The sequence below is a fragment of the Maribacter sp. 4G9 genome (assembly GCF_002742265.1).
GTDB lineage: Bacteria > Bacteroidota > Bacteroidia > Flavobacteriales > Flavobacteriaceae > Maribacter.
Genome location: NZ_MDGL01000173.1, coordinates 1 through 20,094, shown reverse-complemented (window position 1 = coordinate 20,094; position 20,094 = coordinate 1). Strand labels below are relative to the sequence as shown.

Below are 20,094 nucleotides of genomic sequence, written 5' to 3'. Positions count from 1 at the left end.
GCTATGCCGATATTTATAATGTTGATGTTATTTTCTAATTCCAGTATTTTGGCGCAGGAGTGTCCGGCATTGGTAGGCCCGCTTAACGGAGAAAATCAGGTCGCCACAACAGCATCCATATCTTGGAAGACTATTGAGGGTGTACCCGGGTATATCATTTCCCTAGGGACTACCCAAGGAGGCAGGGACATTTTGGACGAACTAAACGTTGGATCGTCCAATCGATATACCCCTCCCACTGGTTTACCCGAGAATACACAAGTCTTTGTCACCATAACCCTGTTCTTCTTCAACCAAGCCAATATTACGTGCGAAAGCCAAAGTTTTACAACTGCTGCACTATCCGAAGCACCTGGTTGTACTTTCCTTTCCAATCCTACGAACAATGCTATAGATGTAAATACCGCCACTAATATTTCTTGGGCCTATGCTCCTGGTGCCACTGGGTATCTCTTCACGATGGGAACGACACCAAATGGAAACGAGCTTGTTCCAACTACCGATCTTGGAAATACTCTTAGCTATAACCCAACTAGCGACCTACCTACAGAGACAACTATTTATGTAACCATAGCACCTTACAATAGGATTGATGCGGCATTGGATTGCACTACATTTGTTTTTACGACAGCCCGCGAGGCAGTCTTGCCTGTTTGCACCAATCTAATTACTCCATTTAACGGCGAAAGAAATGTACCCTTAAGTCCTATCTTGGAATGGAATGAAGTACCCAATGCGACTGGGTATCGAGTCTCTATAGGTACTAATCCATTTGAGACCGATATATTGAACAATGCCGCATTTTTCAGGACGTCCACAATGGTTATCGATTTTGAGCCCAACCGAACTTTTTTTATCAAAATAGTACCTTTCAATGATGCGGGTGAAGCGATTGGTTGCTCCCAGGAAACTTTTTCTACCTTACTGGGGTGTGGGCCCTACTTTCACCCTATAACAAATGAATTGATTGTTTTAAACCCTGAGATTACTTTTCCGGATACGATAGGAATTTGCCGAAACGACAGCGATACTATTGTATCAGCTACCGATGAGGCCGACGGATATCGATGGTATAGAATAGATTTAAACGGAAACGAAGACCTGATTTCAATCGAGAGGGACGTTTCAATTGATCAAGCCGGCGATTATATCCATGAAATATATAATGTAATTGATGGTTCTTCCGGTGCGATTGAATGTTCAACGTCAAAAATATTTAGGGTAGAAGAATCCTCTATTGCAACCATTGAAAACGTTCGGGTAACGGAGGTGTTTGATGGTTTGAATTTTGAGGTCATAGTGGAAGGTAATGGAAACTATGAATTTGCCCTGGATAATCCAGAAGGTGCCTATCAAGCTTCCAATAACTTCAGCGGAATTACCCCTGGAACCCATACTGTTTATGTTCGGGATATAAACGGCTGTGGCGTAACCGAGAAAACAATACAACAAGATTTGACCGTTGAAGGCTTTCCAAAATTCTTCACACCAAATGGGGATGGAACCAATGATTTTTGGCAGTATAGGGTCAAAACCAAACCGGGTGATGACCGCCTAATGAGTATATATATTTACAACAGATACGGCAACCTTCTGGCACAATTACATCCTGATTCATTGGGCTGGGATGGTAGGTTGAACGGCAAAGCTCTTCCTGAATCCAATTATTGGTTTAAGGCTCAGTTTGAAGGCAACAAAGAGGTAAAAGGCTATTTTATATTAAAAAGGTAGATTTTATGGGCGTAAAACCTACATTTTTACTTTTAGCATTGTGGTTTTTTTGCCAGATGCATGTCAATGCCCAACAATGCCCTACCCTAATTTCCCCATTGGATGGAGATATAGACGTTCCCGTTGACAATCTAATCCAATGGACGGCGGTCGATGGTATCATAGGGTACTTGGTATCATTAGGAACCACTCCCGGAGGTGGAGAAATTATAAACAGAAGATCCTCCGGGCTCAATAATTTTTATCAACCTGAAGTGGGCCTACCATCTAACACCGTAATTTATGTTACCATAAGTTTATTTCTTCCGGATGCTCCCATAAGAGTTTGCCCGTTAAGAGTATTTACTACAGAAAGGGTTACGGATCCACCCCAATGCACGAGACTATTCAACCCACAAAATAATGAAACAGAAGTTAGGGTGAATACAAACCTTCAATGGGAATATGCTCCTGGTGCAACGGACTACAGAATTTCCGTTGGCACCTCTCCTGGCAATTACGATATGGTCAATAATGAATTGACTGGAAATAGACTGGTATACGGTTTTAGGGATGACCTTGAATTGGATCAGGAATATTATGTTTTAATCGTTCCTTTAAATGAAAATGGCGCGGCCACGGGATGTATAGAGGAAAGTTTCACCACGGGGACACCCACGGTAAGTTGTCAGGATTCGGATTTTCCTACTATTTCCATTCCTGATAAAATAGCACTTTGTGAAAATGAGGATTTTGGCCTTATAACAGCTCCCGATCGTGCTAGGGGATATCGTTGGATTTTTATCGATTCGGATGGGTCCGAAACTATAGTTTCAGAAACATCGCAACTCAGATACGAGCAAGTAGGGGATTACCGCTTGGAATTGTATAATACCCTAAATCAATTTGGGGCAACCATAGAATGTCCCGTTTCGAAAAATTTTGAGGTCGTCTATTCGCAACCTCCTATAATTTCGAACGTGTTGATTACCCGGCAAAATTCTGGATTGACCTTGGATATTAGAACGGAAGGTGCCGGAAATTTCGAGTATTCACTGGATGGTACGGATTCCACTTTTCAAAATAGTCCGGTCTTCATGAATGTTGAACCTGGGGAAAGAACCGTCTACGTTAGGGATATTAATGGCTGCGGAATTGCGGAAAGATCTATAGAAAAAGAATTGTCACCACAGGATTTTCCTGCCTTTTTCACACCTAATGGGGACGGAACCAACGATTTTTGGCAGTATAGGCAATCAGAGAATTCTGATGAAATACCTTATGAGGTGATTCATATTTTTGATCGCTTCGGTAATTTTCTGGCACAGATCGACCCAAAATCCACAGGCTGGAACGGCACATTCAATGGGAGGCAAATGCCCGCTTCGGATTATTGGTTCAGGGCAATTTCATTTACAAATAAAGAGATAAGAGGGCACTTCACGCTCAAACGTTGATTGGATATCTTAACTATTACTCAACTCCAAAAAATCTTTTTTTTGATAAGAAATGTGTCCGCAACATTAACAATAGCCGTAGTCTTTCGTACTTTTATACTATGAAATGAGCCATAAAAAATCTTAAAGCCTGCCTAGATGATTTTTGGCATATTACATCTGACCTTTTAAAGAACGATAAATAGCAGCAGATGAAATTCAATGTAGTATCGGAATTCAGTCCCACTGGAGATCAGCCCAATGCAATAAAACAACTTTCCAACGGGATCAGGCAAGGTGAAAAGTATCAGACCCTGTTGGGTGTAACCGGTTCAGGTAAGACGTTTACTATTGCGAATGTCATTGAGGAAGTTCAAAGGCCCACATTGGTGTTGGCCCACAACAAAACCTTGGCGGCACAGCTATATTCCGAGTTCAAGCAATTTTTTCCAAAAAATGCCATAGAGTATTTCGTATCCTATTATGATTACTACCAACCGGAAGCCTACATTCCAAACAGTGGCGTTTACATTGAAAAGGACCTATCCATTAACGAGGACATTGAAAAGTTGAGACTCAGTGCTACCTCTTCCCTCTTGTCGGGAAGAAGGGACGTATTGGTAGTTGCCTCAGTTTCATGCCTATATGGAATTGGAAACCCCATCGAATTCCAAAAAAATGTCATATCGATTCAAAAGGACCAGGTTATCTCCAGAACCAAGTTTCTGCACCAATTGGTGCAAAGCCTATATTCCCGGACCACGGCAGATTTTAGAAACGGGAACTTTAGGGTCAAAGGGGATGTAGTGGATGTTTTCCCTAGTTATGCAGACCATGCCTTTAGAATTCATTTTTTTGGGGACGAAATCGAGGAGATAGAAGCCTTTGACCCGTTTAACAATAATGTTCTGGAAGTCTATGAAAACCTGAACATTTACCCTGCGAATATGTTCGTAACTTCCCAGGATGTCCTTCAAAACGCCATTCATAAAATTCAGGATGATTTGGTAAAGCAAATCGAGTATTTCAGGGAAATAGGAAAACCTCTTGAGGCCAAAAGATTGGAGGAGCGCACCAATTTTGATTTAGAAATGATCAGGGAATTGGGATACTGTTCCGGTATAGAAAACTATTCGAGATATCTGGATGGTCGGGAACCAGGAACCAGACCTTTCTGCCTGTTGGATTATTTTCCCAATGACTATTTAATGGTCATCGATGAAAGCCATGTGACCGTACCGCAGGTTCATGCTATGTACGGAGGCGATCGCTCCAGAAAAGTAAATTTGGTCGACTACGGTTTCCGTTTACCTGCAGCTATGGACAATAGGCCCTTAAAATTTGAAGAATTTGAAGCGCTACAAAACCAGGTCATTTATGTAAGTGCCACCCCTGCAGATTACGAACTGCAATTGAGCCAAGGAGTGTACGTGGAACAGGTCATACGGCCAACAGGTTTGCTCGACCCCATAATAGAAGTACGTCCCAGTCTAAACCAAATAGATGATTTGGTGGAGGAAATACACCAACGTGTGGAGAAGGATGAAAGGATATTGGTCACGACCTTGACGAAGAGAATGGCAGAGGAACTTGCCAAGTATCTTGACCGTATTAGTGTACGGTGCAGATACATCCATAGTGATGTGGATACTTTGGAACGCGTGGAGATCATGCAGGACCTTCGAAAGGGTATTTTTGATGTGCTGATAGGTGTCAATTTACTTAGGGAAGGATTAGACCTACCCGAGGTTTCCTTGGTGGCAATTTTGGATGCCGACAAAGAGGGCTTTTTGCGAAATAATAGGTCGCTGACCCAAACCGTTGGTAGGGCAGCCAGAAACCTGAATGGAAAGGCAATTATGTATGCCGATAAGATTACGGATAGCATGCAAAGGACCATAGACGAAACAAATTACAGGCGCGAAAAACAGATTAATTACAATACAGAAAATAATATTACACCCACCGCCCTGAACAAAAACTTGGACAGTGTACTTTCTAAAAATTCGGTCTCCACCTATCATTATCAAAAGGAGGAATTGAGGGCGGCCGAACCCGACATGGAATACCTTACAAAAGATCAATTGGACAAGCTTATCAGGGAAAAAAGAAAGGCTATGGAGAGGGCGGCCAAGGAGTTGGATTTTATGCAGGCGGCCAAACTCAGGGATGAAATAAAGGCACTTCAGAAACAGGAAACCTAAAATTTATCCTAGAAATCGCCTTTTTTTATTTATCTAAATCGATAATTCATATAATTACAAATAATATGCTGAATAATAATATCATACAACTATTTTTAGACGAAACTAAAACTATTTATTCCCGATGATTTAAAATGAAAAAGTGGTTTTTTATAGCGATTTGGACCTGTTTATCCCTCCAACAAAAAAGTTGGTCACAAATAATTTCGGCCGAAAAAATTGAAGCAATGACCGATGAAAAATTTGTTGAATCGGCTTTCAATTTACGACAATTTTTAACACTTCCAAACGATGGCAATTACCCAGAACAAATAGCTACAAACTTAGCTTGGTGTGATAGTGTTTTTTCTTCATTAAAGTTTAAAACTCAAACTATCAAAACGGATGGCGCCCCCCTCCTATTCGCCGAAAAAGTTTATCACAAAAATAGAAAGTCCGTCTTGTTCTATTTGCAGATCGATGGTCAACCTGTCGATACCACAAAGTGGTTTCAACCCAACCCGTTTATCCCGGTTTTGAAGGAAAAAAAAGGTAGTAATTGGGAGGTAATCGACTTCAATAAATTGAACGTAACCATTGATCCAGATTGGCGCATTTTTGCACGTTCCTCATCCGACTCCAAAGGTCCGGCCATGACCCTAATTTCAGCATTGCAAATTCTTCAATCGAAAAAAATAAAACCTGAATATAACATCAAGGTCATAATGGATTTTCAGGAAGAATTGGGATCACCGGACCTACCAAAAGCGGTTACAAAAAATAGGGAACTGCTGGATGCTGAAATGTTGTTCATCATGGATGGCACACGTCATTTATCCAACTTACCAACTTTGACCTATGGTGCAAGGGGCATTGCTACTGCCACTATAAAAATTTTCGGCCCAAAATACGGATTGCATAGCGGCCAGTATGGAAACTTCGCACCCAATCCCGTCTTTGAGGCATCCCGACTCATTGCCAGTATGAAGGATGAACACGGCAAGGTTACGATACCTGGATTTTATAACGGCGTTCAACTTACGGAAAGCGACAAGAGAAGTTTGGCCGCGATACCGGAAAATCTTGACAGTACCTTGGTAAACCTAGGTATTGCCGTACAGGATGAAGTAGCGCCCACCTATCAAGAAGCTTTGCAATATCCATCCTTGAATATCAGGGGTATAAAGTCGGCATGGGTGGAAAAAGAAGTTCGGACCATCATTCCATCCGAAGTAATCATTGAAATCGATATGCGCCTGGTTCCAGAGACTCCAGGAGAACGACAGGTAGAACTTTTAAAGAAACATATTGAAAATTTTGGGTATCACCTCGTGGGTTCCGTACCCTCAAATGAGGAACGGGCAACCTATTCTAAACTGGCATCTTTCAATTATCGTTTGGGCTCGCAACCGTTCCGAACTGATATGGATAGTGCCATTGGCCTGTTTCTAAATAGCGCCCTGAACAAGGTTTTTGGTAACAACATCGTAAATATGCGCACCACGGGCGGCTCACAACCCATGGCCCCATTTATAAAAACCTTGGAAATACCTGCAGTATCCATCCGTATTCCGAATCCTGACAATGCCATCCACGGACCCAACGAGAATTTACGTTTGGGGAATTTCAAGGAAGGTATTATGAGTTGTTTGGCCATTCTTACCGAAAAACTCAAGTAAATACTATTCAGGAAAGTAAACAAACTACCCCAGAAGTTCAGATTTACATGTAAAACCTTAGCAATGCACACCCATAAATGAGGTCAATAAAAAAGTGCCCTGATCGCTCAGGACACTTTTAAACTAACCAACTCAACCAAACATCATGAAACCCGCTTAAGGATTACATAATACCTTTATGACAATTCTATCATGCGCTTAGGCTTGGGCAATGCCTCTTCCTTCTTAGGCAACGTAAACTTTAAGATACCGTTTTCATAGGAAGCATCTATCTTTTCCTCGTTAACGGATTCTGGAAGTGTAAACGACCTTTTGAAAGAAGAATATCCAAACTCCCTTCGTGTGTAATTTTCTTCCTTGGTTTCGTTCTCCGTCTTCACCTCTGAGGAAATTGTCAAAAGACTGTCGTCGATCTCAATATTGAAATCCTCCTTTTTCCTACCAGGTACGGCCAACTCCAGTTCAAAACCTGTTTCATGCTCTTTAATGTTCACCGCAGGCACAGCGCTATTGAAATTTTCCATGCCGCCAAACCAATCAGGTTTGAAAATTTCATTCATCAAAGAAGGAAATAACACGTCATTTCTTTTAATTAAACTCATAACTATATATTTTTTAAGGTTAAACTTTGTTTCGCCTAACAAAAGACAAATCCCATACCACATCAATATATATGTCAATATGTCTTTTTTTAATTACTATTGTATGCCAATATGTCGTTTATTTCTTTTAGAGTCCTTTTAAAATGTTTTATAAATAAAGATTTGACATCGTACCCTATAGATTTATGGCAACGTAATCCAATGAACCGTATCAAGAATATCTTTTTTAGGGTGAGAAGCAAAATAGCCTTCTATCCAACCATTATTTCAACAGCCGGAATATTGGTCGCATTTGTATTAATGTATTTGGAACAACAACACATCTCCGAATATCTAATGGATATTGCCCCCGTACTGGTAATTGACAACACGGAAACCGCCAGAACGCTATTAAGTACCTTGATTGGTGGACTGATTTCCCTGATGGTTTTCAGTTTTTCAATGGTTATGATTTTACTGAACCAAGCTTCCAGCAATTTCTCCCCAAGGGTATTACCCGGGATAATCTCCGATGAAAAGCACCAAATAGTATTGGGACTCTACCTTGCGGTTATTCTTTATAACATATTCATTCTAGTATCCATAGAACCCACAAATTATTCCTATCAGACACCGGGATTTTCCGTATTGATAGCGATTATACTTACGGTCATATGCTTAGCTTCCTTTATCTATTTCATTCATAATATATCCCAATCGATACAGGTAGGCACAATTTTATATTCCATTCACTCAAAAACCAAGGAAAGGCTCTTAAAGATAATGAGAGAGGAGACAAAAAAATCATTGGAGTTTCCAGAAGCAAACAATTGGACATATCTATTATTGGATACAACAGGATATTTCCAGGGAATTTTAAAGGATGACCTATTGGATATCTGTATTGAAAATGAACTGAAAATCGCATTGGTGATCCGTAAGGGGCAATTTATCATGAGAGATCAAGAAGGCATTCTTGTGAACAAACCAACTTCGGAAGAAATTAAAGGCAAGATTCTAAAGACGTTGATCATTTCAAAAGAAGAACTTACAGGCGAAAATTATATATATGGGTTTAGACAGATTTCCGAGATTGGGATTAAAGCCATGTCTCCAGGCATCAACGACCCCGGAACGGCCCTGAACAGCATAGACTACCTGACCGAATTATTCACGTATCTAATGCAAACCAATGGGTATGAGTATTTAACCGATGTTGAAGGAAATAACCAAGTACGTATAATAAGAAACACCTTTGCAGAAGTTCTGTACAACGTCCTTGCCACATATAGGCCCTATTGCTCCCACGATATAATGGTGACAGGCAAACTGTTGAATATGTTAACATCGTTAGGGGAAAGAAACTTAAATTCGGAACAAAGTGACGCCATTCGTCTGGAAACGGATAATTTGAAAGGGGATATGGAAAAATTGATAAAAAACCAACGTGACCTTGACCAATTAAGGGAAGGATTTCATTCTTGGTCCTAGTTATAATGGGCCTTGAAAATATTGATGATGATTTCAGGAGGCACTATTTTGTTGGGGTACTCGTGCATTATGGACAGTACTTGTTCAATAGCCGATGGTGGCAATCCCATTCGTAGACCAATATCGTGCAGACGCTCTATTTCCTTAAGATTGTTTTCATTATCAATGTTCATCAATAAAATAAGCCTATTGAATTGAACCAACCTATCTGCTTGGGATTTTGGAATAATATGTTCCACTTCCATTTCAAAAAGGGCATCGAACTCCTTTTTGCTTATATCAAGATTTTGGGCCACATTAAAAAGAAAATCATATTCAGATTGCTTTAAGGTATTATCTATCCTTGCAAACGCAATCATTTCAGAAAGAATACTCAGCTTTTCCTTTAAGGTGTTCACAACACTTTCCTTTATTCATTTATTTCTTATGGAGATAACATCAAAACTGGCAGAATAGTATAGTTTATAGCATGAAAAACAGATATTTAACACTACCGGCCATCATTTCCACAATGCCTCCTAAATTCTTCCAACTACTATATATAAAGAATTTTAATGATACCTTGCATCAAATTTTTAAATATGACCAATAACGATGTACTTAAAAAATTAAGGGTTGCCCTTAAGCTTAGGGATGATGAAATAGTGGAAATACTTGCACTGGTAGACTTTAAAATTACAAAAAGTGAATTGGGCGCCTTTTTTAGGAAGGAGGACCATCCTAACTACATGGAATGTGGCGACCAAATTTTACGGAATTTTCTCAATGGACTGGTAATACATCTTAGGGGAACCAGGGAGAACCCTAAAAATCCAGGGGAGGTCCTTTTGGGAAAGGAGTCCACCAAGAAATTTGACCAATCCAAGAGTTTTAAAAAAAAGCAGTTGAAAAACGTAGATCCCAACTTAAGCCACGGAAAATACAAGAACAAAAAAAAATCCTGATTCCAATAGAACCAGGATTTTTAATTTCATTTCTAAACACTTAAGAAGCTATCCTAACAGGAACAGTATATAGCTTACCTTCCTCCACATTGGAAATATCCACCTTTTGGTAGTTCAATCTCCCTTTCACAAATCTTTCCAAATTAACGGAATCCGTGTCAACCGACAGCACAACGATTTCTCCATCACTGTTCAACGTGAACCGTACTTGCGCTGTTAAGTCGGACTCCATATCGGAAAAGGAATTGTCCTCCAACATTTTGGTAATTTGACCTGAAAGACTTTTTGACGGTTCAACACCTTCTGTGTCGTTGGCCAAAACATTCCCTGTTGCGAATAGCAATGCTGCTACAAAAACTAAACTTAATTTTCTCATGACTTGTTGTTTTTGACTTCCATTTCTGAAAGTCGATTAATAATTGATTGATGATGATTTATTAAAAAGACGCCTCAAAAATGAGAATGTTACAACAAAACTTTGTTTTAACATTTTTTTAGTCAAAATCATCCGTTATGAACACACGTCAAAGTTACAATGAAAAGTTTGCGGTAAACGGGTTCACCAAAGTCTTAACCTAAATTTCAATTGGTTAATACAGGCGTAATCCACATCCCGGTACATACCTATGGAACGGGATACATTTTCTTCAAAGGATTTTGGAAGGCCTTCAAATACTATTGGCCCATCCACCTATATGTTGTAACATTCGCAATATGTAGCTGATATGGATAAAAAAAGGCAATGTTACTAAAACATTGCCTTTTTCTTTAATCGTGTGATATGTTGTACTTATCTCAGCACTTCCTCTACCTTATCGGCAGCTTCCTTGAACTGTACGGCAGAATGAACCGCCAGACCGGAATTGTCAATAATTTCCTTGGCCAACTCCGCATTGGTTCCTTGCAAACGCACAATAATTGGCACTTTTATACTATCACCCATATTTTTATAAGCATCCACGACGCCTTGGGCAACCCTATCGCATCGAACGATTCCACCAAAAATATTTATTAAAATGGCCTTTACGTTCGGGTCTTTTAAAATAATCCTAAAAGCTTCTTCCACCCTTTTTGCATCGGCAGTACCTCCAACATCCAAAAAGTTTGCAGGCTCTCCACCGGCCATCTTGATCAAATCCATGGTAGCCATTGCCAAACCGGCACCGTTTACCATACATCCAACATTACCATCCAAATCCACGTAGTTAAGACCTACGGCCCTAGCTTCGACCTCTATTGGGTTTTCCTCACGTAAATCCCGCATTTCGGCATATTGCTTCCTTCTGTATAAAGCATTGTCGTCGATGGAAACCTTGGCATCCACGGCCATAATCTTATCATCCGATGTCTTCAAAACCGGATTGATTTCGAACATGCTGGAGTCGCTCTGCACATAGGCTTTATATAAGGCCGATACAAATTTGGTCATCTCCTTAAAGGCGGTTCCGGAAAGGCCCAAGTTGAAGGCTATCTTTCTGGCTTGAAAACCAAGGAGTCCCGTTGCAGGGTCAATCTCTTCCGTAAAGATCAGATGGGGAGTCTTTTCCGCTACTTCCTCTATATCCATTCCACCCTCTGTAGAGTACATAATCATGTTTCTACCTGTACTTCTGTTTAACAAGACCGACATGTAAAACTCACTGGTTTCACTGTCTCCCGGATAGTAAACGTCCTCAGCTACCAAAACTTGGTGTACCTTTTTACCTTCGGCCGAAGTCTGTGGGGTAACCAGATTCATGCCAATAATCTGTCCGGCAAGTTCCTCTACCTCCTTTAGGTTTTTGGCCAATTTGACACCACCACCTTTTCCACGACCACCGGCGTGAACCTGCGCTTTGATTACGTGCCAACCTGTTCCCGTTTCCGCTGTCAATTGTTTCGCCGCGTCAACCGCTTCCTTGGCACTATGCGCAACGATTCCTCTTTGTATGCGAACGCCAAAACTTGATAATATCTCTTTTCCTTGATACTCGTGAAGGTTCATATTAGGGTAGTTTTATTTGTTGGGCAAAAATAGGAAAGACAGGGTAATAATTGAAAATTAAACTAGATTAATTGAATATAGCACTCCTTATATCTCCAAACAACACTACATCAGGTTTCCATATTTTTGAAATCCAACGGGTCAAAATTCTTAAAATGGCCATTGAGTTCTATAATTTTTCTGGTTCTTTCCACTTGCGAAAGTACATTGATAGTAGTCACCAAATGGTTATGAATAAATGCAAGCCGCTCTTTCTCCTTGGGTATTTTCAACAGTTCAAATTCCTGTTCGTAGGATAAGCCTATTTTATGGGCCAAAACGAAACTATTGTACTTTGCCAAGTCAACGGGTGTATTTGGAAGTTCCATAATTGTATAGAGTTCCTGGATTTTTTTCACAACTTCGGCCTTATACCGGGAAGGGCAGATATAGTCGTACTCCAATAATTCCACATGGCCTCCAGGGTACAACTTTTCCCCCATTTGAGGTTCGAATAGAATGACCTTGAATACTTGTCTTGCAACACACACTACATCCATCTCCCCTCCTTGGTAGGTATTTACCACTTCTACAAGTTGCACCTCCGTTCCATACTCCAATCTATTATTGAAGAAAACCGGAATGCCAAACGTAATGGCCTCTTCCCTACAATCCTGAATCAATTGCTTGTATCTGGGCTCAAATATGTGTAAGGGTACGGTCTCCCCAGGAAAGAACACTGATTTTAAGGGAAAAAGTGGCAGCTTCATGTGTATAGGTCTTTGAGGCGATTAACTATGGGGAATTTTCATTTCATATTTCCAATTGGGAAAACAGGAATGCACTCTAAATTACGAAGCTAGTATAAAGAATACAAGAAATGGATGTTTTTTGATGTTATATTTGTCACATTTTGTTGTATTATTTAATTTTACATGTAATTATTTGTGGGTATCCCACGATACCACTAGCTTTGCCAAAAATCATATCGCTATGAACAATGCGGATTTACTAAAAATCGCCAAAACCTACGGAGACCCCGTTTATGTGTATAATTCCGAAAAAATAAGTTCCCAGTTCAATCGTCTTACCAAGGCCTTTGGAACCGTAAAGAATTTGAAATTGAATTATGCGGCAAAAGCACTTTCCAATATTACCATTCTAAAATTGATGAACAGTTTGGGCAGTGGCCTGGATACCGTTTCCATCCAGGAAGTCCAGTTAGGTCTATTGGCAGGTTTCAAACCGGAGTCCATTATATTCACCCCAAATGGAGTTTCGTTAGAAGAAATTGAGGAAGCTGCCAAATTAGGTGTTAGGATAAACATCGACAATCTCTCCATTCTGGAGCAATTTGGAAGCAAGCATCCTGACATCCCGGTTTGTATTCGAATAAATCCGCACGTAATGGCGGGGGGCAATTCTAAAATATCCGTAGGACATATTGATTCAAAATTTGGTATCAGCATTCACCAAATACCACATTTATTGCGCATTGTTGAGCTCACAAAAATGAACATCAACGGTATCCATATGCACACGGGAAGTGACATTTTGGATATTGATGTCTTTCTATATGCTTCTGAAATACTTTTTGAAACGGCCAAGAATTTTAAAAATTTAGACTTCATAGATTTTGGAAGCGGTTTTAAAGTACCTTATAAAAAAGGGGACATTGAGACCAATGTGGAGGAACTCGGTAAAAAGTTGGGCACCAGATTTAACGCCTTTTGTAAGGAATACGGGAAGGAATTGACCTTGGCATTTGAACCAGGGAAATTTTTGGTCAGTGAGGCCGGATTCTTTTTGGCAAAAGTAAACGTGGTAAAACAAACCACCTCCACGGTTTTCGCAAGTGTGGATACAGGCTTTAACCATTTGATTAGGCCCATGCTCTATGGTGCCACCCATTCCATTGAAAACATTTCCAATCCGGAAGGAAGGGAGCGCTATTATTCCGTAGTTGGCTATATCTGCGAAACTGATACGTTTGCCAGTAATAGAAGGATCAATGAAATATCTGAAGGGGATATCCTATGTTTTAAAAATGCCGGGGCCTATTGCTTTACTATGGCCAGTAATTATAATTCAAGATTTAGGCCACCGGAGGTTTTATGGCATAAGGGAAAGGCCATTTTGATACGGGAACGGGAAACCTTTGACGATTTGATTAAAAATCAGTTAGATGTAAAAGACCTATTTGAAGTAAGGCAAACGGAAAAAGTAAAATAAAGACCCAAAAAAAACGTTAGCTTTGGTATAATTGTTGGACTAACTCCATTTAAAACATGAGTACTAACGTCGTTTTGCTTATCAAAAACCTTTTTCTAGTATCCTTTTTATTTATTTCATTAGGGGTCACGGCTCAAGAAGTCAAATGGCTTACTTGGAACGAAGCGGCAGAGTTGGCCGCCACGGATAAAAATCCCAAGAAAGTGTTTATTGATGTCTACACAGATTGGTGCGGATGGTGCAAAAAAATGGACAAGGATACCTTTCAAAATCCGGAAGTAGCTGCCTACATGACAGAAAACTTCTATATGGTAAAGCTTGACGGCGAAGGTAAGGACCCTATCGATTTTAAGGGAAAAACCTACAAATTTGTGCCTTCGGGAAGAAATGGCTATCACGAATTGGCCGCCGCCTTGATGCAGGGAAGATTAAGTTATCCTACGACTATATTTCTGGACCAAGAATTTAATATGCTTTCTCCCGTACCAGGCTACCAAAAACCGGAGCCATTTCTGAACATTGCCAAATACTTTGGCGATGATATCTATAAAGAAAAGGATTGGAAGACCTATTCAGGGGCAAAGTAAAGGGTTATAACACGGAAACCACAAAAAAACCAAGATAGGTTCCTAGGGCGCTCCCCAAAGTGCCCACTAAAATGGCCGGCAAAATCAATTCATTACGGCCAAAAGTTTCCGCTAAGGCAATGGCCGAGGCACCACCACCCACATTGGCTTGACTGGCAATGGCCACCATGTCCCAATCCCGGAAGAAAAGTCCTCCCAAGATTATAATAATCACTCCGTGAAAGGCTACTGCAACCAAAGTGAAGCCCAAAAGGGCCAACCCTACTTGCCTAAGCTCGAGCACTGCACCAATCTCACAATAAGCACCAATAACGGCCAAAAAGAGAAATACCGTATATAACCCCAAGGTATGGGTCCCATTTAGCTTTTTAATAAAGGAAAACTGCGCCAGGACAATTCCCAAGGTTGAAATGACCAAAATACTTGGTACTTTGGGCCACCAAGACTGAATCGTTTCAGAAAGAAACAAGGCCGCCAGACCAATGGCCAAAACCAGTGCCAGCGATGAAATATCCATTTTTTCCTCGTGCTGGTCACTTATCTCGCCACCTGAGGTACTCAGGTTTTTGTCTTTGATCCATCCCCTTAATAATTTGGGCATGGCAATCGTGGCCACGATCCATACGGCGGTCACCACATTATCAACAGCTATGGTGCCGGCGTACAATAGTCCTTTCTCCTGAAAGCCATAAATCAAGGCCACGGCATTAAAATTTACACTGCCCCCTGTATATGTACCCGTCAACATGCCCGCCACTACCTTGGCATCCTCCCCCAATACCCTTTCTGGACCCATAAGGTGCCACGCCATAAAGATTCCTAATACCGTGGCCAATGAACCTAATAAATAAAGGGCCAACATGGGAATTCCGGCTTTTTTTATTTCACGAAGATTTGCGCCCAACAAAAGATAGAAGATAGATAATGGGGCCAAATAGGTAAAGATTCCATCATATAAAGGTATACTATTGGATGCCGATGGAATAAGGTTCAAATTGGCCAGAACAGCTGTGAAAAGTATGACCAAAAGTGCCGCACCAAGAGGCTTGCCCCATGCCGTCCTAGCTGCCCATATTGATAGTAGCACCATTAAGCAAAGTACAGCTAGTACGTATATAGGTTGGTTTGTAAAGCTCATTGCGCACAAGATACTAAAAAGTATACGGCAAATACCTCTTCTTGAAGCAATGCCATAAATGACTTGTACCATCTTATTATAATCGCTACTTTTCTACATAAAACCAAACCTATGCGCCATACCCTTTTGCTTTTTGTAGTTCTCATATTTGCCTGTAAACGGACGAACAAAGCTAATGACCAGATAGAACAGGGTGTATCCATTCAATTGGCCAAGAAGAGGACGAACACCATTAATGATGTGACATACGATCTCCATTTTACCATTCCTAATGATACCAAAACACCCATTACCGCTCACGAAAACCTGACTTTTGAATTTGTGGGGAACGATACGCTTTATTTGGATTTCAAGGAAGAAACGGACCATTTAAAGAAAATTTTGGTCAACGGTACTCAAATAATAATCAATCACAAAAACGAACATATCGCAATTCCCGCTATTCATTTAACTGAGGGCAAAAACACCATAGCAATCGATTTTTTGGCGGGAGAACTTTCCCTAAACAGAAATGAGGACTATTTATACACACTCTTGGTTCCAGACCGTGCACGAACATTATTCCCTTGTTTTGACCAACCCAATTTAAAAGCGACATATACCCTAAAAATTTCTGCCCCTGAAACATGGAAATTACTCTGTGCCGCTCCAGAACTCGATCAAATTACTTCCAATGGGTTTACAGAACATCAGTTTGGGGAGTCGGACAAAATGAGCACCTATCTTTTTTCCTTCGTGGCCGGAAAATTCGAGTCCAAAGAAATGGAAATAGCCAACTTCCCAATGAAGATGCTATATCGGGAAACCGATGAAGAAAAAATCAAGTACAGCATAGATTCCATTTTTCAATTGCACCATAACTCAAAAAAATTCCTAGAGAACTATACCGACTTTCCATTCCCCTTTCAAAAACTTGATTTTGCCACGATTCCGGGCTTTCAATATGGTGGCATGGAACATGTGGGGGCCATCCAATACAAGGAAAGTTCGCTTTTTCTGGACGCCAGTGCCACGGAAAACAGGAAACTGGGCAGGGCCAAACTAATCGCCCATGAAACTTCCCATATGTGGTTTGGGGATTTGGTTACGATGGACTGGTTCAATGACGTTTGGATGAAGGAGGTGTTTGCAAATTTTATGGCGGACAAAATCGTGAATCCCGCATTTCCTTCCATAAACCATGAACTGTCATTTGCGGTGGGTCACTATCCAAGCGCTTACGGCGAAGACCGCACAAAAGGTACGAATCCCATTAGGCAGGAATTGGAAAACCTAAATAATGCAGGTTCCCTGTATGGGAGTATCATTTATAACAAAGCCCCTATCATGATGCGCCAATTGGAAGCGCTCTTGGGCAAGGAAACCTTTCAAAAAGGTATTCAGGAATACATTAAAACCTATCAAAACTCAAACGCTAATTGGAACGATCTCGTGAAAATTTTGGACAATCTAACGGATATGGACCTTCTGGAATGGAGCGATGTCTGGGTGAACCGGTCGGGAAGACCCATTTTCAAGGATAGCATATCATATACTCCCAATGGTAGCATCTCATCTTTGGAATTAAGACAAATGGCAGAAGATGGATCGGACCATATTTGGCCCCAGATTTTTGAGATATCCTTAATCTACGCCGATACCATTCAAAGATTTCCTTTGGAGTTTACCGGAAACACCGTAAAAGTAACCGAAGCCATCGGACTTCCAAAACCCTTGGCGGTCTTTTATAATTGGGATGGTATGGGATATGGCGTATTTCCTATACATCCAGAAGTTTTTGAGACCATAACGATTATAGACGATGAAGTCGCTAGAGGTTCCTTGTACATAAATGCCTATGAAACTACTTTGAACGGGACTATGGAACCTTTGGAACTACTTAGTTTTTATGAAAACCGATTGTATCTGGAAGAGAATGAATTGTTATCGAATTTGTTATCAGGTTATTTGAGGTCCTTATTCTGGAAATACCTAACGGTAGAAGAACGGCGCTTGGAGCAATCCAAATTCACCGATAATTTGTGGTCCCAGCTGCAAAAGGACCTTTCCCCGAACAATAAAAAAACCTTGTTCTCAACCTTTCAGATGGTGGCCTACACGGGAGCTTCCATCCAACAGTTGTACGATATTTGGTCCAAAAAAATCGAGATATCCAATCTTCGACTGAATAAGGATGACTTTACCGAAATGGCCTTGCACCTGGCCCTTTACGAACATCCTAAATCGGCCGAAATTTTAGAGCAAGCCAAAAATGCCCTTGACAATCCGGACAAATTGGAACGCTTCAACTTCCTGCTACCCTCCGTTTCCCAGGATGCATCGGTCAAAAGCAGCTTTATGGAATCCCTAAAATATGAAAAGAACCGTTCAAAGGAAGCGTGGACCGCATCGGCATTGAATAATATTAATCATCCCCTGCACCAAGAATTTGCCTTGAAACACATTAGGGCCAGTTTAGACCTTTTGGATGAAATACAAAAAACAGGCGATATTTTCTTTCCAAAACGCTGGCTCAGTAATTCCATAGGCAACCATACCAGCCCGGAAGCCTATCAAATCATGCAGGACTATTTAAAGGAAAACCCTGAATTAAACCCTTCCCTTAAAAACAAGTTATGGCAAGCCGCCGATGACCTTCGAAGGGTGCAACTCCTGGGAAAAAACGTCAAGCTTTAAATCCCTGGGATAGTTTTTGTTAAAAGTAACATTTGATGATTAATCAACCTTTATGGTTGAAACTGCCCACCTAACGGCAGAATTATTTTTCTCATCAGCTTTTACAATTACAAAAAATTCCGTGCCTGATGAGTTAAAAAATCCAAAATATCCATTTGATGCAAAGAGGATGTTGTTGCCATTATTATCAATACCCAAAAATTTTGGCAATTCAACCTCTCCTTCAAAATTGAAAAAATCTTCTGAGTATTTTCTAACAATACTACCAGGTTTATAATCCCAATCCCATAACCCTTCGTCTACAATGGCATATATTACATTTGCGTCTGCATGGGAATCCATAGTAGTAATACGTTTTCCTTGCTCACCTAATAATTTTCCGCTATAGGTCATGTCATTCGTTTGATTCTCTGAAGCGTTAAATACATTCCTGGCTCTAGAAAACAATTTATCCCCAGATTCCGATATCCAAATATTACCGCTAAATTCAAAATCACCGTGATATGGAGAATCGTAAAGATAATGTGCAGTGCCTCCAGATATGTCATACTTTTCAAAATCGGATGGAGTAATGCCATTATCCGCACCATAAATATAGTTTCCGCTAGGATGTAACTTGGCCCTAGTCCCTGCATAAATCGAATTTCCTGTGTTTTGTGTCTCATTTCCAGTGGACAAATCAATACACCTGATACGTTCATGCTGATCTATACGTGGAAAAGCATATGCCCAATTGTTTGGTCCCAAAACAATATCAAATACGTCCGTTGTGACACTGTAAATTTGGATCAATTCCATTGATGATAAATTTATATAGGAAATATATCCATCATGACCAACTACGGCTAAATTACCATCTTGACTAATAGATACACAAGTAGGCGGTAAGTTCAAATCCAATGATTGAATTACTTGAGAAACTGGATTAATATTAAGAATTTGGTTTGGAAATTCTGAAACCGCAATTATTTTGTCATTATTTCGATCATATTCGGCATCCACAATTTGACCATTGTCCAATATCCATTTCTCCTCTTTATATGACTTTACACTTGTTGGAACCTCTAAAATATTATCCTTATTGTTTTTAAAATTAAACGATGATTCATATACATCTGTACCCAACATCGCCCTATCCACTTCAGAAGTTATCAAAACGGAGTCACCCACCGCTAAAGACCCAAAACCGGGTGTAATTAAGAGATAACTGTTATCATTTTCCACAGTCCATTCAAAATCAGTGCCCCCAGTATTTTTTAAGTATATCTGCTTTGAATTTTCTAAATAATCAATTGACTTAGGTACTTAATCAATAACGATAGAAGTAGTAAATTCGGGGAAACAAACATCAAGAACATGGAGCAAAGATTCAAGAGCATGTCCCTTTTCGACTTTATGGAGAAATTCCCGGACACGGACAGCTGCCTGTCGCATCTGGCCTGGCTAAAGTGGGACGGGGGCTACAGGTGCCCCA

16 protein-coding genes are annotated in these 20,094 nt (G+C 40.4%); 9 read left to right on the top strand and 7 right to left on the bottom strand.

Going from position 1 to position 20,094, the window contains the following annotated elements; genetic code table 11:
• Nucleotides 1–3: 3 nt before the first annotated feature.
• The 4 genes from BFP75_RS17705 (at nucleotide 4) to BFP75_RS17690 (ending at nucleotide 7,008) form a co-directional block, all read left to right on the top strand.
• Nucleotides 4–1,731, top strand: a complete 1,728-nt coding sequence (locus tag BFP75_RS17705) for a T9SS type B sorting domain-containing protein (RefSeq protein ID WP_165776630.1) — start codon at nucleotides 4–6, stop codon at nucleotides 1,729–1,731.
• A gap of 5 nt (nucleotides 1,732–1,736) precedes the next feature.
• Nucleotides 1,737–3,167 (top strand): T9SS type B sorting domain-containing protein, encoded by a 1,431-nt coding sequence (locus tag BFP75_RS17700; RefSeq protein ID WP_099546675.1) that lies wholly within the window; start codon nucleotides 1,737–1,739, stop codon nucleotides 3,165–3,167.
• A gap of 191 nt (nucleotides 3,168–3,358) precedes the next feature.
• Nucleotides 3,359–5,350, top strand: a complete 1,992-nt coding sequence (uvrB, locus tag BFP75_RS17695; RefSeq protein WP_099546674.1) for an excinuclease ABC subunit UvrB — start codon at nucleotides 3,359–3,361, stop codon at nucleotides 5,348–5,350.
• 227 nt (nucleotides 5,351–5,577) lie between these two features.
• Complete coding sequence (locus BFP75_RS17690) at nucleotides 5,578–7,008, top strand: M20/M25/M40 family metallo-hydrolase (protein ID WP_165776629.1); 1,431 nt, start codon at nucleotides 5,578–5,580, stop codon at nucleotides 7,006–7,008.
• 176 nt (nucleotides 7,009–7,184) lie between these two features.
• Here the strand turns inward: BFP75_RS17690 and BFP75_RS17685 are convergent, their stop codons facing one another.
• Nucleotides 7,185–7,610 carry an Hsp20/alpha crystallin family protein gene (locus BFP75_RS17685; protein ID WP_099546745.1) on the bottom strand — a complete coding sequence of 142 codons (426 nt, stop codon included), beginning with the start codon at nucleotides 7,608–7,610 and terminating at the stop codon, nucleotides 7,185–7,187.
• A 162-nt stretch (nucleotides 7,611–7,772) separates the two neighbouring features.
• Between BFP75_RS17685 and BFP75_RS17680 the strand changes: the two genes are divergently transcribed.
• Nucleotides 7,773–9,080, top strand: coding sequence for a DUF2254 domain-containing protein (locus BFP75_RS17680; RefSeq protein WP_206073571.1), 1,308 nt, complete (start codon nucleotides 7,773–7,775; stop codon nucleotides 9,078–9,080).
• Here the strand turns inward: BFP75_RS17680 and BFP75_RS17675 are convergent.
• Nucleotides 9,077–9,478 (bottom strand): hypothetical protein, encoded by a 402-nt coding sequence (locus tag BFP75_RS17675; RefSeq protein ID WP_099546671.1) that lies wholly within the window; start codon nucleotides 9,476–9,478, stop codon nucleotides 9,077–9,079. The two genes, BFP75_RS17680 and BFP75_RS17675, sit on opposite strands and share 4 nt — an antisense overlap.
• Nucleotides 9,479–9,661: 183 nt before the next feature.
• Between BFP75_RS17675 and BFP75_RS17670 the strand changes: the two genes are divergently transcribed.
• Complete coding sequence (locus tag BFP75_RS17670) at nucleotides 9,662–10,024, top strand: DUF1456 family protein (protein ID WP_099546670.1); 363 nt, start codon at nucleotides 9,662–9,664, stop codon at nucleotides 10,022–10,024.
• Between the two features lie 40 nt (nucleotides 10,025–10,064).
• Here BFP75_RS17670 and BFP75_RS17665 read toward each other — a convergent pair whose 3' ends face one another.
• From BFP75_RS17665 to BFP75_RS17655, 3 genes are all read right to left on the bottom strand, one after another.
• The gene (locus BFP75_RS17665; protein WP_099546669.1) at nucleotides 10,065–10,400 is read right to left on the bottom strand and encodes a hypothetical protein; all 336 of its coding nucleotides are present in this window, start codon (nucleotides 10,398–10,400) and stop codon (nucleotides 10,065–10,067) included.
• Nucleotides 10,401–10,814: 414 nt separating this feature from the next.
• Nucleotides 10,815–12,008 carry an ADP-forming succinate--CoA ligase subunit beta gene (gene sucC, locus BFP75_RS17660; RefSeq protein ID WP_099546668.1) on the bottom strand — a complete coding sequence of 398 codons (1,194 nt, stop codon included), beginning with the start codon at nucleotides 12,006–12,008 and terminating at the stop codon, nucleotides 10,815–10,817.
• Between the two features lie 110 nt (nucleotides 12,009–12,118).
• Nucleotides 12,119–12,757 carry an LON peptidase substrate-binding domain-containing protein gene (locus tag BFP75_RS17655; protein ID WP_099546667.1) on the bottom strand — a complete coding sequence of 213 codons (639 nt, stop codon included), beginning with the start codon at nucleotides 12,755–12,757 and terminating at the stop codon, nucleotides 12,119–12,121.
• Nucleotides 12,758–12,881: 124 nt separating this feature from the next.
• Between BFP75_RS17655 and lysA the strand changes: the two genes are divergently transcribed.
• Both lysA and BFP75_RS17645 read left to right on the top strand, forming a co-directional pair.
• Complete coding sequence (lysA, locus tag BFP75_RS17650) at nucleotides 12,882–14,219, top strand: diaminopimelate decarboxylase (protein WP_262497622.1); 1,338 nt, start codon at nucleotides 12,882–12,884, stop codon at nucleotides 14,217–14,219.
• Between the two features lie 56 nt (nucleotides 14,220–14,275).
• Entirely contained in the window at nucleotides 14,276–14,806 is a 531-nt protein-coding gene (locus BFP75_RS17645) for a thioredoxin family protein (RefSeq protein ID WP_099546666.1), read from the top strand.
• A 4-nt stretch (nucleotides 14,807–14,810) separates the two neighbouring features.
• Here the strand turns inward: BFP75_RS17645 and BFP75_RS17640 are convergent, their stop codons facing one another.
• Nucleotides 14,811–15,896 carry a DUF819 domain-containing protein gene (locus BFP75_RS17640; protein WP_099546665.1) on the bottom strand — a complete coding sequence of 362 codons (1,086 nt, stop codon included), beginning with the start codon at nucleotides 15,894–15,896 and terminating at the stop codon, nucleotides 14,811–14,813.
• Between the two features lie 159 nt (nucleotides 15,897–16,055).
• Here BFP75_RS17640 and BFP75_RS17635 point away from each other — a divergent pair, with 159 nt between their 5' ends.
• Nucleotides 16,056–18,620: a M1 family metallopeptidase gene (locus BFP75_RS17635; RefSeq protein WP_099546664.1), complete on the top strand. Its 2,565-nt coding sequence runs from the start codon at nucleotides 16,056–16,058 to the stop codon at nucleotides 18,618–18,620.
• A 39-nt stretch (nucleotides 18,621–18,659) separates the two neighbouring features.
• On the opposite strand, the gene BFP75_RS17630 is transcribed toward BFP75_RS17635, so the two are convergent.
• Nucleotides 18,660–19,844 carry a hypothetical protein gene (locus BFP75_RS17630; RefSeq protein ID WP_099546663.1) on the bottom strand — a complete coding sequence of 395 codons (1,185 nt, stop codon included), beginning with the start codon at nucleotides 19,842–19,844 and terminating at the stop codon, nucleotides 18,660–18,662.
• Nucleotides 19,845–20,094: the final 250 nt, after the last annotated feature.